Raw genomic sequence first — 13,530 nt, 5'->3', positions numbered from 1 at the left:
TCCTTTAATTATCTTTTACTAGTTTCTGAAACGATCGTTTTAATCGGTTCAAAACTGGTGCGATGAATAGGTGTGACACCGTGCTTTTCAATTCCTACTAGATGCTTAGCAGTTCCATAGCCAGCATTTTGAGCAAAATCATAGCCTGGAAATTCTTGGTCATAGTTTGCCATAATCTTATCTCTGGTAACTTTAGCTATAATCGATGCTGCTGCAATAGATAAGGAGTTGGCATCTCCTTTGATGATGGATGTCTGAGAAATTGGCAAATCCAACTTCATAGCATCAATCAAAAGATGTTCTGGCTGAGGTTCAAGTTGAGAGATAGCTTCCCTCATGGCTAGTTTCGTCGCTTCGTAGATATTGACTTGATCAATGACTTGATTGTCCATAATCCCGATACCGATTGCTAGGGCATTCTCTTTGACAGCCTGAAAAATCTCCTCGTGTTTTTTCTTAGGAATTTTTTTGCTGTCATTTAAACCTTTAATTTTACAATTTTGAGGTAAAATCACTGCAGCAGCCACCACTGGACCAGCTAGCGGACCACGTCCAACCTCATCTACACCTGCAATTAGGTTAATCCCTTGAATGTAAAGCTCTTTTTCATAGCTAAGCATGGCTTCTAAGCGAAGATTTTCATCCATTTCTGCTTGGATGGCCTTTTTACGCTTTTCAATTTCCTTTTTGACACCTGAACGAGAATCTTTTTCAAATTCCTTAAAAAAGGGACTTTCAAGTTCAGTTATCTTTGCTAATTCTTCTTTTATTTCTTTAATCGTTGCCATTGAGGTCTTCCAATGTATCTAATGTATAATTACCCAGTTTTCCATCACGAACTTCTTTAACAAAGAGATTGTAAAAACGGTCGTAATCATCACGGAAACCAAGGATACGCGTCATATCCATGATAATCTCGGGAGCCTCATCGTCCAGATTCATTTGTTTGAAACGTTCTTGAAGCTTTTCAGGATAATGCGTTTTAAAGTAATTGAGACCGAAAATCGTTACCTCATCCATTGGAAGTAACTGATCCTTGATTGCTCCCGTAAGGGCAAGTTTAAGTGCAACAGTTTCATCTTCAAATTTTGGCCAAAGAATCCCTGGAGTATCCAAAATTTCTAAATCCTTATTGGTTTTAAGCCATTGTTGACCTTTTGTCACACCTGGTTTATTACCAACTACAGCAATTTTCTTACCAGCTAAACGGTTCATCAGAGTCGATTTACCAGCGTTTGGAATCCCGATAATCATGGTACGCAAGGTCTCAATTTGAATTCCACGTTCTTTTTGACGAGCAATCTTATCTGCCATGAGTTTCTTGGCAGCATCCGTTACGACTTTTACTGTTATTTGTTCCTTAGAGTTGATAGCAAGTGTCTGAATACCTTGTGATTCAAAGTGCTGACGCCACTCTTTTGTTAATGTTGGGTCTGCAAGGTCTGCCTTGTTTAGAATCAATAGCCTTGGTTTGTCCCCGATAATTTTAGTCAGCATTGGATTTTGGCTAGACAAGGGCAAACGTGCATCTACTAAAACTGTCACAAAATCAACAAATTTTAAATTTTCCTGGACCTGACGTCTTGCTTTGGACATATGCCCAGGAAACCATTGAATAGTTGCCATTTTATTTCCTTTTCTTCATACAAACTTATTCTATAAAACATAGATGATTACGACTATTTTACCATATTTTGGCTAATTTTGCAGATGAATTATGTCTTTAAAAAAAGGGAAATCCCCCTTTACCAAGAGGAAAAGAGGGATACCATTCTTATTGATGAACAGCTTGTGCTGCCGTAATTAGAGTTAGTTTGTAAACATCGTCAGAGTTACATCCGCGAGAAAGGTCATTTACTGGTTTGTTAAGACCTTGCAAAACTGGTCCAACTGCAGCAAATCCACCTAGACGTTCTGCCATCTTGTAACCAATGTTACCTGCTTCAATACCAGGGAAGATAAAGACATTAGCTTGTCCAGCTACGTTGCTTCCAGGAGCTTTAAGAGCTGCAGTTTCAGGAACAAAGGCAGCATCAAATTGCAACTCCCCATCGATTTCAAGGTCAGGACGCAAGTCGTGAGCGATTTTAGTTGCTTCAACAACCTTATCAACACTTTCACCAAAACCTGACCCCTTAGTTGAATAGCTAAGCATAGCAATCTTAGGTTCGATACCAAACATTTTAGCAGTGATAGCAGAGTTAATCGCGATTTCAGCTAGAGCGTCAGCATCTGGGTTGATGTTGATAGCACAGTCACCGAACAAGTAACGTTCAGTACCACGAACCATAAGGAAGGCACCTGATGTACGGCTCACATTTGGACGAGTCTTGATGATTTGAAGAGCTGGACGAACGGTCGAAGCTGTTGAGTGAATAGCTCCTGAAACCATACCATCAACCAAGCCCATATAAACTAACATCACACCAAAGTAGTTAACATCGTTGATGAGTACTTCTCTCGCTTCTTCTTCTGTCATTTTTCCTTTACGACGTTCCACAAGAGAAGCTACCATTTCTTCGAATTGTGGGTAATGTTCTGGATTGATGACTTCGTAACCTTCTGTAATTCCTTCGATTTCGAGATAGATTTTAATCTTGTCAGGGTTTCCTAGGAGTACAGGGATAACTTCTGTTTCTTTAACCAAACGCTTCGTTGCTTGTAGGATACGTGGTTCTTCACCTTCAGGTAGAACGATGCGAGCATTTTTACCAACTAGGTTGGCTTTTAAACTTTCAAAAACTTCCATGAGTTTTGACTCCTTTTAAGATAAATTATTATTTGATAACTGTGTAATAAGTGTGTCGAAATCATCCGGCAGTGGGCATTCTAGCTCTAACTGCTCTTCTAAGAAAGGATGATAGAACGATAAGTAATGGCAATGAAGCGCTTGGCGCTCGATGCCATGTTCTAAGCTTCCCCCATAAAGGTCATCTCCGAGTAATGGAAATCCAATATGCGAGAAATGTACCCGAATCTGGTGGGTTCTCCCAGTGTGGAGACGAATATCAACTAAGTGAATATTCCCATAAGATGCCACGATTTGATAGGACGTATGGGCGTATTTTCCACCCTTTGCTACTCGTCGAGTGATGATAGAATCTTCATCTCGGGCTATTGGAGCGATGATTTCTCCCTGAGGTTCCAGATGACCTTCTCCCTTGACTAGGGCGTAATAACGCTTTTCAATAGCCTTTTTTTGCAACTGTTTATCTAATCTGGCATGCGCATAGCCGTGTTTAGCAAAAAGCATCAATCCAGAGGTATCTCTATCAAGCCGTGTCACAATGTGAACCTGCTGATTCTCATAGTTTTGTTTTACATAGTAGCCCTTAATAAAGTTGGCAATGGTATTGGAATGATTGACACTAGGGATCGAAGCGACTCCAAAGGGTTTGTTGATAATCAAGAAATGATCATCTTCAAATAGAATATCTAGAGGATAATCAATTGCTTCAAGTGTCTCGAATCCTTCCTCTGGAGGAATATCAATGACAACCTCATCCCCAATATCTAAGAGATAGGTCGCGTTCTGTGGATGCCCATTCACCCGGATATCGCCACCTCGAAACTTAATCTTGGCAAGTAAACCTTTGGAAACTTCATGTTTCTTTAGAAAGGTTTTTACCTTAACATGTTCGTCGGCAATAAACTGAAACCTCATTCGTCCACCTCACCAATAAAGGCATCCTTAACTCGATTCCAAAAACTGGTGTGGCTTGGAGTAGCAACGAAATGAATCTTATGATGGTCGATTTGGTACTCTATTTTTTCAATATTTCGGAAAGAATAGATACTATTATCAATAGAGATAGTATGATAATCATTTCGAGTTGGTATTAGTTCGATTTTATCTTTCTTAGGAACAATAATTGATGAACCAAGTGTGCGGTAGATTCTGTTGTTCAAACTAGCAATTTCAGCCAATTGTAGGGCCTCTATGGTCGGGTGCAGTACTGCTCCACCAAGTGATTTATTATAAGCAGTACTTCCAGTCGGCGTTGAAACTGTTAGGCCGTCACCACGAAAGCGTTCGAAGGGAACATGGTTAATAATGACATCAGCAACCATAGTTCGGTCCGCTCGACGAATGCTAGCTTCATTTAGTGCTCGGAAAGACTTGACTTCACCATTTTCAAGAAATATTTTGACACTTAAGAGTGGATAAGACACTTGAGCACCATTATCCAACTGTAAATTTGTAACCAATTGGTCCAACTCAAAATCACGATAATCCGTATAAAAACCTAAATGTCCTGTATGAACCCCAACAAAACGAACCTTATCCAGTTGGTTTTCATACTTATGAAAAGCAGACAACAACATCCCATCTCCACCAATAGAGACGACGATATCTGGATTTTTATCATTCAGGATAAAATTATTCTTCTTTAATCGTTCTTTTAACTCGAATAGAACTTTCTGACTCTGAGGCTTACGGTTGGCAATTAGGTCAATTCGTTTACCTGTATTCTTCATCGGTATCGTCACTGTTTCCTACCCCGTCATTTAACTTTCTGTGCAAAGGATCAAAGAGCGCTTGTGCTTCCTGGATATCAGCACGTATTTTACTCATTTCTTCGTCTAACTGATGTGAAATTCTGGCTGTAATCTCGAGTCGTTCCTTGATTTCCTCTGGGAAATCTCCTTGATATTTATAATTGAGAGAATGCTCGATTGTAGCCCAAAAGTTCATAGCCAAGGTACGAATTTGAATCTCAACTAGAATGGTTTTTGCACCGTAAATCGTATCAACCATATACTCAATAATCACATGGTAAGAACGATAACCTGAAGCCTTTCGATGAGTAATGTAATCACGTTCTTGAACAACTCTCATATCCTGTCTTTTACGAAGGATAGAAACAACCTCGTTTACGTCGTCTACAAATTGAACCATGACACGTAAACCTGCAATATCTTGCAAATCCTGTTCAAGTGTGTCATAGCCAATACCCCGGCGTGCCATTTTCTCTTTGATACTTTCAATCGGTTTAACCCGACCCGTGACAAACTCGATTGGAGAGTGTCGGTTTTGTTTTCTGTATTGTTTTCGGATTCCTCGGAGTTTTATTTTTAATTCTCCGACAGCTTGAATGTAAGGATCTAAAAATTCTTCCCATTCTGTAATCATATAACTCTTACGTCCAATTCTCTATGCAGTTTAATTTATCTAGTTTTTGATTTTCTCATAAAAATCATATACAATAAATACAATGCTTATTATACCATAAATCGCTTTCAAATATAAAGAAAAGGTTGTAAAAATGAAACATTTAGAAATAGAAATGAAAACACTTCTCAGTGAAGAAGAATATAATCGATTGCTAGCTCAATTTTCAGAAGTCACTCCTATTACACAAAAAAATTACTACCTAGATACGCCTGGTTTTTACCTTCGTCAACATAAAATCGCTATGCGCATTCGTACGTTCGATACAAGCGCCGAACTGACTATTAAGATTCCTCAAGAAGTCGGAAATATGGAATACAACCAAGACCTCACTCTTGAGGAAGCAAAATATTGTCTTGAAAATTGTAAACTCCCTCAGGGGATGATTCTAGAAGAACTAACTAGCAGTGGACTTTCAACAAGTGGTTGGGTGGTTTTAGGTTGCCTAACTACTGTTCGTTACGAAAAGGAAACAGCTATTGGACTCATGGCGCTTGATCAAAGCCGCTACTTCGATATTGTAGATTATGAACTAGAGCTAGAAGTTGAGAATGGTGACCAAGGAAGTCTTGATTTTCAGGAGTTTTTACAAGTAAATGAGATCCATTACAAGAAAGCTCCTTCTAAATTAGTACGATTTATAGAAAATATGAAAAATAACTGAAATAATCTTCTTTTTTTGATAAAATAGAAGAGATAAAAAATAATAGAATCTGTGAAAGAAAACACTTTCTTTTAAAAATGTTTTTTCACCGATTTACTTAGTTTATAGAGGACGGTTTATCAATGTCAGATACAAAAAATATGAAGCTTTTTTCCCTTTCATCCAATCATGAAATAGCTCAAAAAATTGCAGATGCAGCAGGTGTTCCACTTGGAAAGTTGTCATCACGTCAATTCTCCGATGGTGAAATCCAGGTTAATATCGAAGAAAGTGTTCGTGGATATGATGTTTATATCATCCAATCAACCAGCTACCCTGTAAATAACCACTTGATGGAACTATTAATCATGGTTGACGCCTGTGTTCGTGCTAGTGCAAATACCATTAACGTTGTGCTTCCATACTTTGGTTATGCTCGTCAAGACCGTATTGCTTCTTCTCGAGAACCTCTTACAGCTAAACTTGTTGCAAATATGTTAGTAAAAGCTGGGGTTAGCCGTGTATTGACACTGGACCTTCATGCTGTTCAGGTACAAGGTTTCTTTGATATTCCTGTAGATAACCTCTATACAATTCCGCTATTTGCAAAACACTACATTGATAAAGGTTTAACTGGTCCAGATGTAGTTGTTGTCAGCCCTAAAAACTCAGGTGTAAAACGTGCTCGTAGCCTTGCTGAATACCTTGATGCTCCGATTGCTATCATTGACTATGCCCAAGATGATTCTGAACGTAGCCAAGGTTACATCATCGGAGAGGTTGAAGGTAAGAAAGCAATCTTAATCGATGACATTCTTAATACAGGCCGTACTTTCTCTGAAGCTGCTAAAATTTTGGAACGCGAAGGTGCTACTGAAATCTACGCGGTATCAAGCCATGGATTGTTCGTCAACGGTGCTGCAGAGTTGTTGGATGCAGCTAATATCAAGGAAGTCTTGGTTACAGATTCTGTATTGACAGAAAGTAAAAAACCTAAGAATGTACAATATATTACCGCAAGCGAACTAATTGGTGATGCCATGGTTCGTATTCATGAAAGAAAACCAGTTAGTCCACTATTTAAATTTAAATAGAAATTAGGTGAGTTTTTGATTTATTTAGATAACGCTGCTACGACACCCATGTCATCTGCAGCTATCTCAGCAATGACTCAAGTCATGCAGGAGACTTATGGCAATCCTTCTAGTATTCATGGTCATGGGCGTAAAGCAGGAAAATTATTACGTGAAGCTCGTCAAGAGTTAGCAGGTTTACTAGGTACAAAGCCCCAACACATTTTCTTCACTTCTGGTGGTACAGAAAGTAATAATACAGCTATTATCGGCTACTGTCTTCGTCATCAAAATCGCGGAAAACACATTATTACTACTGCTATCGAGCATCACGCTGTGCTTGAGCCAATTGAATATTTGGTGGAAAATTTTGGGTTTGAAGTGACTATTTTAAAACCCGACGACAATCAAGAAATCACTGCAGATCAAGTCAAAAATGCACTGCGTGAAGATACTATTCTCGTTTCAACTATGTATGTTAACAATGAAACAGGTACTCTTTTACCAATCGCTGAAATTGGTCAGATTTTAAAAGTCCATTCAGCAGCTTATCATGTAGATGCTGTTCAAGCTGTTGGGAAGCTAGAGATTCTTCCTGAAGAACTAGGAATAGATTTCCTCAGTGCCTCTGCTCATAAATTTCACGGTCCAAAGGGTATCGGTTTCCTATACGCTGCTTCTACAGATTTTGATCCTTATCTACATGGTGGAGATCAAGAACAGAAAAAAAGAGCAGGGACAGAAAACCTTCCCGCAATTATAGGTATGGTTGCAGCTCTTAAGGACGATATAGATCATCTAGAGACTAACTTTAACAAAGTTCAAAAACTACAGAAAGTTTTTCTAACTGAGATGGCTGGATCAACCTATTACCTCAATCAAGGTAAAGATCAACTCCCTTATGTCCTAAATATTGGATTTCCGGGACAACGCAACGATCTACTACTACTTCGTTTAGACCTTGAAGGTATTTCTATTTCAACAGGTTCTGCTTGTACAGCTGGTGTTGTTCAGGTCAGTCATGTTCTTCAAGCCTTCTACGGAGAAGAATCTCCTCGCTTACACGAGTCTGTACGCGTCAGCATTTCACCTCAAAATACGGAACAAGAAATGATAACTCTTGCTAAAACTCTTAAAAATATCATCGGAGGATAAACTTAATGGCATTTGAGCAAACGATTAAACTTAAAAATTGTCGTTACGAATACACACTTAGTCCAACTGTTAAAAAATTTACGCTTAAAGATAATACTTTTTTTGAAACTAAAGTTGGGAACTATGAATTAACGCGTCTACTTGAAAAAGTTCCAAATAGCGGAGAAGGATTCCAACTTAAGATTATCATCAACAAAGACTTAACTGGTGTAAAAATCAATATCACTGATAAATTTGGTCTACGTTTAGTTGATATCTTCAAATCAGAAGAAACTCATATCCACCAAGAGAAATTTTACTTTTTGATGGATAGCCTGGTTGAACGTGGCGTATTTACAAAAAGCGAAAGATAGAAGGTCATTATGTTTCGATTAACTTACAAGGACTCCTATCAAGTAGAGCGTGTGCAAGAATATGAAGACTATGAAGCTCTTATGCTCTCTCTATCGGGTTGTGTAACTCTTCCCGATACTACTCATATTACTTCATTAACACATGATGGAGTTGAAATCTATCAAGGGCTTCTAGGTAACCTCTACCGCTTTTTAAGAACTTACCACGAAACGAAGATAAACTAAGATTTTTTCTTAGTTTTTTTTCGTTATTGTTGCAATTTTCACAAGCTTTCTATAAAATAGTAGATAGAAAGGTTGTGATTTTGTGAAAGAAAAACAGTCTGCTATTCCTAAAGCAACAGCAAAGAGACTTTCTCTCTATTACCGTATTTTTAAAAGATTTAATGCCGAGAAAATTGAAAGAGCTAATTCCAAACAAATTGCAGAAGCGATTGGAATTGATTCTGCCACTGTTCGTCGTGACTTCTCTTACTTTGGCGAACTTGGACGTCGTGGATTTGGCTATGATGTCAAAAAGCTCATGAACTTTTTCGCTGATCTTTTAAATGATAATTCTATTACTAATGTTATGCTGGTAGGTATTGGAAATATGGGACATGCCCTCCTCCACTACCGCTTTCATGAGCGTAACAAGATGAAAATCATCATGGCTTTTGACCTAGATGATCATCCTGAGGTTGGTACCAAGACACCCGACGGTGTTCCAATCTATGGAATCTCTCAAATAAAGGATAAAATTAAGGATAGTGATGTTAAAACTGCTATTCTTACTGTTCCTAGTGTTAAATCTCAAGAAGTTGCTGAACTTTTGGTTGATGCTGGTATCAAAGGTATCCTCAGTTTTTCTCCTGTTCACCTACATCTTCCTAAAGACGTAGTTGTTCAGTATGTCGATCTTACTAGCGAACTTCAAACCCTCCTCTATTTCATGCGAAAAGAGGATTAGAAAGCGAATTGATTTATGAAAAAACCAGTTATTGGGATTACAGGAAATGAAACCCCGCATCCAGATGATGATCTTATGATGAGTTATGCTGCCAAAGGCTTTGTTGAAGGAGTTAATGAAGCTGGAGGTATACCCATTATCCTACCGATTGGCGATGAAGAAATGGCCAGTTACTACATTAGTTTAATTGATAAGCTTATTCTAACTGGTGGACAAAACGTTGACCCTAAATACTATGGTGAGCCAAAAGCTATTGATAGCGACGATTACCACCTTCAACGTGATATTTTTGAGTTAGCCCTCATTAAAGAAGCAATCAAGCAAAAGAAACCTATTTTTTCTGTTTGTCGTGGTACTCAGCTCTTTAACGTTGCTATGGGTGGAACACTTTATCAAGATATCGAAGATCATTGGCAAGATACTTCCGCTGAATACACCACTCAGCGACTTATCACCGAACCAGATACTATTCTAAGAGAAATCTATGGAGAAATCTCTCATATCAATTCTTTCCACCATCAGAGTATCAAAGATTTAGCTCCTAATCTTAAGGTTGTAGCACAAGATCCTAAAGATGGTATTATCGAAGCTGTTACAACTACAGACGGCTTCCCTTATCTTGGGGTTCAATGGCATCCTGAATTTCTCTTTGAAAATCGCCCCAAAGATAAAACACTTTTCGACTATGTCGTCAATGAATTATAATTTCGATAAATTAGTTAATTAATTATGAATGAACTTAACCCACCTTCTACTCATGAGCTTTTGAGAGATTTAGATGTTAATGTTTTCTCATCTGTTAAGAGCAAGGAAATTGACCATTTCTCAACCTATAAGGAAAAGAAAATAGAAGTTTATTTTCAACTTTCTAATCTATATAGTCTTTTAACGGCAGAAAGTTACCAAACATTTTCTAAGAATAAAGAGTATCTCGACAAACTCTTACTAAAGGACAAACAAAAAGAACTGAAAGAAATGTCTAAAAAGGCAAAACAATTTTGTAAAAAGGCAGATGCTAAATTTAAAGGCAGATTTCGTTCTTCGCTTGTTTTTTACAGAGATATCTTGATCCACTCAAAAAAGTATTATAAAATTGAAGACTTCAATTCTATTATTGACTTTATCGTGCAAGAAAAGTTGCTGGTCCCTACAATTGATCCTCTTCCTAAAATTGTTATGAACGAAGTTGAGTCCTATGCTTTACAAGCGATTGAGCAGGGTCTCCTAAACTTCAAAAAATAATCCTATATCAGGTCCGTCTTCTCGCGGTAACTAAAATAATCAGAATGAGAGACAATTAAATGGTCCAATAAGACCAATCCCATTAATTCGCAGGCTTCTTTAACAAGCTTCGTAACATGGTCATCATTGGGGCTAGGAACTACTGCTCCTGATGGATGATTATGAACCAGAATCACAGATGTTGCCATATGCTTCAAAGCGTAGTGGAGAATTTCTCTCGGTTCAGCAATGCTTCTCGTGGCAGACCCGATAAAAATAGTCTGCTGGTGAATGATTTGATTTTGAGTATTCAGATAGAGCGCCACTAGGTGCTCTTGTTTTTTATCTCCAAGCTCAGACTGCATCTTTTTAGCTAATTTACGACTGCTAAGAATACTCTCCATTTCCACTGTTTCCCTTTTATGGATACGATAGCCTAATTCAATAACGGCTTGTAATTCGATAGCCTTTACACGTCCAATACCCGATAGAGTCTGCAATTCCTGTAGACTCATTTTTTTTAGGTCAGTTAAACATGTCAGCTGATTTAAGACCTTCTGTGCTATTTCAAAAACATTGGCCTGTTTTGTGCCTGTCCTTAGTAATATTGCCAGTAATTCTTGGTTGCTGAGTGCTTCTACTCCTTCTCTGACTAGTCTCTCTCTTGGTAAAAGTGAATCTTCTTGAAATGAAATACTATACATAAAAATCCTCCTCACTTTATTATTCGTGAGAAGGATGCTTAATTCGATAAAAACTAGTTATTTTTAGATTTTTTCAAGTGCTAGTCGTAAATCTTCAATCAAATCATCGACATTTTCAAGACCGATTGAAAGTCGGATTTGATTTTTAGTTACTCCTGCTGCTTCTAGATCAGAGTCAGACAATTGAGCATGAGTTGTAGTTGCCGGATGAACGACTAATGATTTGGCATCTGCTACGTTTGCAAGGTTTGAAAAGATTTCTAAGCTATCAATCACCTTACGAGCTTCTGCTTCTCCACCTTTAACATGGAAGGTAAAGATTGAACCAACACCTTTTGGTAAATATTTCTCCGCCAAGGCATGGTAAGGGCTATCAGCTAATTTTGGATAATTGACTTTTTCAACTTTTGGATGGTTCACAAGGAAATCAACGATTTTCTCAGCGTTTTGCACATGACGTTCAACACGGAGAGATAGTGTTTCAAGACCTTGTAGGAGCAAGAATGAGTTAAATGGTGAAAGGGCAGCTCCCATATCGCGAAGCAATTGAACACGAGCAGCAACGATAAATGCTGCAGCACCAACATCGCGAGTATAGCTGATATTGTGGTAGCTTGGATCTTCATCGACTAATTGAGGGAATTTCCCTGAAGCAGCCCAGTCAAACTTACCGCTATCAACAATGACACCGCCAATAGTTGTACCGTGTCCACCGATAAATTTAGTCGCCGAGTGAACCGAGATATCTACACCGTGTGAAAAGACATTGATAAGATAAGGCGTTGCAAAGGTATTGTCTGAAACCAAAGGAATCTGATGTTTATGAGCAATTTCAGCTATTTTTTCAATATCAGGAATGTTGATAACTGGATTACCCAAAGTTTCAATCAAAACAAGTTTTGTATTATCTTTAATCGCTGCCTCTACTTCTTCTAGATTATCAATATCAACAAAAGTTGTGGTGATTCCGTAACGAGGAAGGGTTTCTTTCAAAAGGTTAAAGGTCCCACCGTAGATAGTTGAAGCTGCAACCACATGATCACCAGCATGAGCAAGTCCAAGGATAGTATAAGTAAGAGCTGCCATCCCAGAAGCTGTGGCAAGTGCACCTACTCCGCCTTCTAGTGCTGCAATACGCTCTTCAAAGGCTGAAGTTGTTGGATTGGTAATACGAGTATAGATATTTCCAGCTTTTTGAAGGGCAAAAAGGTCTGCACCCTCCTGTGTATCTTCAAATACAAAAGATGTTGTTTGGTAAATTGGTACAGCACGGGACTTGGTAGTAGCGTCTACCACTTGTCCTGCATGCAATTGAAGAGTTTCAAATTTAAATTCACGAGTCATAATCAGACCTCCAAAGATTTCATTAGTTTAATTGTATCATCTATGGCAGTCAGTTACAAATACAACTTTGTTATATATTGGCATAAGTAATAGCTATGGCTATTATTAAAATTGTAGAACTTTTTTCAGAAAGTTTAAAAAGTTTGTTTTTACTTCTCCTATACTTTATAATGGATAAAAAGGAGAAGACTATGTCAGAAATTACACATGAAATTGATTCAAACTTCGCTGGTCGTTTAAACATTTTACGTGCTGGTGTGCTCGGAGCCAATGACGGGATCATTTCCATCGCTGGAGTTGTTATCGGCGTTGCCAGTGCAACCAGTAATATTTGGATAATCTTTCTTTCAGGTTTGGCTGCCATCTTAGCGGGTGCCTTCTCTATGGCTGGAGGTGAATATGTTTCAGTATCTACTCAAAAAGACACCGAAGAAGCCGCAGTAGCTCGTGAGCAATTACTTTTGGATAAGGATATCGAGGCTGCAAAGAAATCTCTATATGCTGCTTATCTTCAAAATGGTGAGTGTGAAACTTCAGCTCAACTTTTAGTCAATAAAGCTTTTCTTAAAAATCCACTTAAAGCTTTAGTTGAAGAAAAATACGGAATCGAGTATGAAGAGTTTACCAATCCTTGGCATGCTGCAGCATCTAGCTTCATTGCTTTTGTTCTTGGTAGTCTACCACCAATGCTTTCCATTACCATCTTTCCAAGTGACTATCGAATCCCTGCTACTGTTTTTATCGTTGCGATTTCTCTATTGATTACAGGTTACACCAGTGCCAAACTCGGGAAAGCCCCAACTAAAACAGCTATGATTCGTAATCTTTGTATCGGTCTTTTGACCATGGGAGTGACCTATCTATTGGGTCAGTTGTTTAGTATTTAAAAAAGATACCTCGAGGTATCTTTTTTAT

At 38.2% G+C, this 13,530-nt stretch carries 17 protein-coding genes; 9 read left to right on the top strand and 8 right to left on the bottom strand.

Translation table 11 applies throughout. The features are described from left to right. Positions 1-8 precede the first annotated feature (8 nt). The 6 genes from O3643_RS01730 to O3643_RS01705 form a co-directional block, all read right to left on the bottom strand. Entirely contained in the window at positions 9-788 is a 780-nt protein-coding gene (locus tag O3643_RS01730; RefSeq protein ID WP_371499411.1) for a ribonuclease HII, read from the bottom strand. Continuing rightward, entirely contained in the window at positions 775-1,626 is an 852-nt protein-coding gene (gene ylqF / locus O3643_RS01725) for a ribosome biogenesis GTPase YlqF (RefSeq protein ID WP_371499409.1), read from the bottom strand. Before ylqF ends, O3643_RS01730 begins: the two co-directional genes overlap by 14 nt. Before the next feature lie 148 nt (positions 1,627-1,774). Next, positions 1,775-2,749 (bottom strand): phosphate acetyltransferase, encoded by a 975-nt coding sequence (gene pta, locus O3643_RS01720; RefSeq protein WP_281137184.1) that lies wholly within the window; start codon positions 2,747-2,749, stop codon positions 1,775-1,777. A 15-nt stretch (positions 2,750-2,764) separates the two neighbouring features. Continuing rightward, positions 2,765-3,664: an RluA family pseudouridine synthase gene (locus O3643_RS01715; RefSeq protein WP_371499406.1), complete on the bottom strand. Its 900-nt coding sequence runs from the start codon at positions 3,662-3,664 to the stop codon at positions 2,765-2,767. Further along, entirely contained in the window at positions 3,661-4,479 is an 819-nt protein-coding gene (locus tag O3643_RS01710) for an NAD kinase (RefSeq protein WP_004252947.1), read from the bottom strand. Before O3643_RS01710 ends, O3643_RS01715 begins: the two co-directional genes overlap by 4 nt. Then, complete coding sequence (locus tag O3643_RS01705; RefSeq protein ID WP_004252944.1) at positions 4,463-5,134, bottom strand: GTP pyrophosphokinase family protein; 672 nt, start codon at positions 5,132-5,134, stop codon at positions 4,463-4,465. The genes O3643_RS01710 and O3643_RS01705 overlap by 17 nt, the downstream gene beginning before the upstream one ends. A gap of 133 nt (positions 5,135-5,267) precedes the next feature. Here O3643_RS01705 and O3643_RS01700 point away from each other — a divergent pair, with 133 nt between their 5' ends. The 8 genes from O3643_RS01700 to O3643_RS01665 all read left to right on the top strand — a co-directional run bounded on the left by O3643_RS01700 (position 5,268) and on the right by O3643_RS01665 (position 10,588). After that, entirely contained in the window at positions 5,268-5,837 is a 570-nt protein-coding gene (locus O3643_RS01700) for a CYTH domain-containing protein (RefSeq protein WP_371499403.1), read from the top strand. A gap of 122 nt (positions 5,838-5,959) precedes the next feature. Beyond that, positions 5,960-6,910: a ribose-phosphate diphosphokinase gene (locus O3643_RS01695; RefSeq protein WP_371499401.1), complete on the top strand. Its 951-nt coding sequence runs from the start codon at positions 5,960-5,962 to the stop codon at positions 6,908-6,910. A gap of 15 nt (positions 6,911-6,925) precedes the next feature. Next, the gene (locus O3643_RS01690; protein WP_371499399.1) at positions 6,926-8,044 is read left to right on the top strand and encodes a cysteine desulfurase family protein; all 1,119 of its coding nucleotides are present in this window, start codon (positions 6,926-6,928) and stop codon (positions 8,042-8,044) included. Positions 8,045-8,049: 5 nt separating this feature from the next. Continuing rightward, entirely contained in the window at positions 8,050-8,397 is a 348-nt protein-coding gene (locus tag O3643_RS01685) for a DUF1831 domain-containing protein (protein ID WP_004252935.1), read from the top strand. 9 nt (positions 8,398-8,406) lie between these two features. After that, positions 8,407-8,622, top strand: coding sequence for a DUF4649 family protein (locus tag O3643_RS01680; RefSeq protein ID WP_004252933.1), 216 nt, complete (start codon positions 8,407-8,409; stop codon positions 8,620-8,622). Between the two features lie 82 nt (positions 8,623-8,704). Then, the gene (locus O3643_RS01675; RefSeq protein WP_004252929.1) at positions 8,705-9,346 is read left to right on the top strand and encodes a redox-sensing transcriptional repressor Rex; all 642 of its coding nucleotides are present in this window, start codon (positions 8,705-8,707) and stop codon (positions 9,344-9,346) included. Between the two features lie 15 nt (positions 9,347-9,361). Next, positions 9,362-10,051, top strand: a complete 690-nt coding sequence (locus tag O3643_RS01670; RefSeq protein ID WP_371499396.1) for a gamma-glutamyl-gamma-aminobutyrate hydrolase family protein — start codon at positions 9,362-9,364, stop codon at positions 10,049-10,051. A gap of 24 nt (positions 10,052-10,075) precedes the next feature. Then, positions 10,076-10,588 carry a hypothetical protein gene (locus tag O3643_RS01665; protein WP_371499394.1) on the top strand — a complete coding sequence of 171 codons (513 nt, stop codon included), beginning with the start codon at positions 10,076-10,078 and terminating at the stop codon, positions 10,586-10,588. 2 nt (positions 10,589-10,590) lie between these two features. Here the strand turns inward: O3643_RS01665 and radC are convergent, their stop codons facing one another. Together radC and O3643_RS01655 are read right to left on the bottom strand one after the other, a co-directional pair. After that, positions 10,591-11,271, bottom strand: a complete 681-nt coding sequence (gene radC, locus O3643_RS01660; RefSeq protein WP_371499392.1) for a DNA repair protein RadC — start codon at positions 11,269-11,271, stop codon at positions 10,591-10,593. A 63-nt stretch (positions 11,272-11,334) separates the two neighbouring features. Then, a complete protein-coding gene (locus O3643_RS01655; protein ID WP_371499390.1) occupies positions 11,335-12,615 on the bottom strand; it encodes an O-acetylhomoserine aminocarboxypropyltransferase/cysteine synthase family protein in 1,281 nt (426 codons plus the stop codon). A gap of 191 nt (positions 12,616-12,806) precedes the next feature. Here O3643_RS01655 and O3643_RS01650 point away from each other — a divergent pair, with 191 nt between their 5' ends. Beyond that, positions 12,807-13,502, top strand: coding sequence for a VIT family protein (locus tag O3643_RS01650; RefSeq protein ID WP_016465853.1), 696 nt, complete (start codon positions 12,807-12,809; stop codon positions 13,500-13,502). The last annotated feature ends 28 nt before the right edge of the window (positions 13,503-13,530 follow it).

Origin of the sequence: Streptococcus sp. 20925_1_44 (genome assembly GCF_041432435.1) — a bacterium.
Taxonomy (GTDB): Bacteria; Bacillota; Bacilli; order Lactobacillales; family Streptococcaceae; genus Streptococcus; species Streptococcus infantis.
The sequence above is the reverse complement of the archived record's forward strand: the minus strand, read 5'-3'. Positions and strand labels throughout refer to the sequence as shown.

What these genes read in the sequence shown, in the direction of transcription:
- O3643_RS01730 (WP_371499411.1), bottom strand. Translation starts at nt 788, where the DNA reads ATGGCAACGATTAAAGAAATAAAAGAAGAATTAGCAAAGATAACTGAA.
- ylqF (WP_371499409.1), bottom strand. Translation starts at nt 1,626, where the DNA reads ATGGCAACTATTCAATGGTTTCCTGGGCATATGTCCAAAGCAAGACGT.
- pta (WP_281137184.1), bottom strand. Translation starts at nt 2,749, where the DNA reads ATGGAAGTTTTTGAAAGTTTAAAAGCCAACCTAGTTGGTAAAAATGCT.
- O3643_RS01715 (WP_371499406.1), bottom strand. Translation starts at nt 3,664, where the DNA reads ATGAGGTTTCAGTTTATTGCCGACGAACATGTTAAGGTAAAAACCTTT.
- O3643_RS01710 (WP_004252947.1), bottom strand. Translation starts at nt 4,479, where the DNA reads ATGAAGAATACAGGTAAACGAATTGACCTAATTGCCAACCGTAAGCCT.
- O3643_RS01705 (WP_004252944.1), bottom strand. Translation starts at nt 5,134, where the DNA reads ATGATTACAGAATGGGAAGAATTTTTAGATCCTTACATTCAAGCTGTC.
- O3643_RS01700 (WP_371499403.1), top strand. Translation starts at nt 5,268, where the DNA reads ATGAAACATTTAGAAATAGAAATGAAAACACTTCTCAGTGAAGAAGAA.
- O3643_RS01695 (WP_371499401.1), top strand. Translation starts at nt 5,960, where the DNA reads ATGTCAGATACAAAAAATATGAAGCTTTTTTCCCTTTCATCCAATCAT.
- O3643_RS01685 (WP_004252935.1), top strand. Translation starts at nt 8,050, where the DNA reads ATGGCATTTGAGCAAACGATTAAACTTAAAAATTGTCGTTACGAATAC.
- O3643_RS01680 (WP_004252933.1), top strand. Translation starts at nt 8,407, where the DNA reads ATGTTTCGATTAACTTACAAGGACTCCTATCAAGTAGAGCGTGTGCAA.
- O3643_RS01670 (WP_371499396.1), top strand. Translation starts at nt 9,362, where the DNA reads ATGAAAAAACCAGTTATTGGGATTACAGGAAATGAAACCCCGCATCCA.
- O3643_RS01665 (WP_371499394.1), top strand. Translation starts at nt 10,076, where the DNA reads ATGAATGAACTTAACCCACCTTCTACTCATGAGCTTTTGAGAGATTTA.
- radC (WP_371499392.1), bottom strand. Translation starts at nt 11,271, where the DNA reads ATGTATAGTATTTCATTTCAAGAAGATTCACTTTTACCAAGAGAGAGA.
- O3643_RS01655 (WP_371499390.1), bottom strand. Translation starts at nt 12,615, where the DNA reads ATGACTCGTGAATTTAAATTTGAAACTCTTCAATTGCATGCAGGACAA.
- O3643_RS01650 (WP_016465853.1), top strand. Translation starts at nt 12,807, where the DNA reads ATGTCAGAAATTACACATGAAATTGATTCAAACTTCGCTGGTCGTTTA.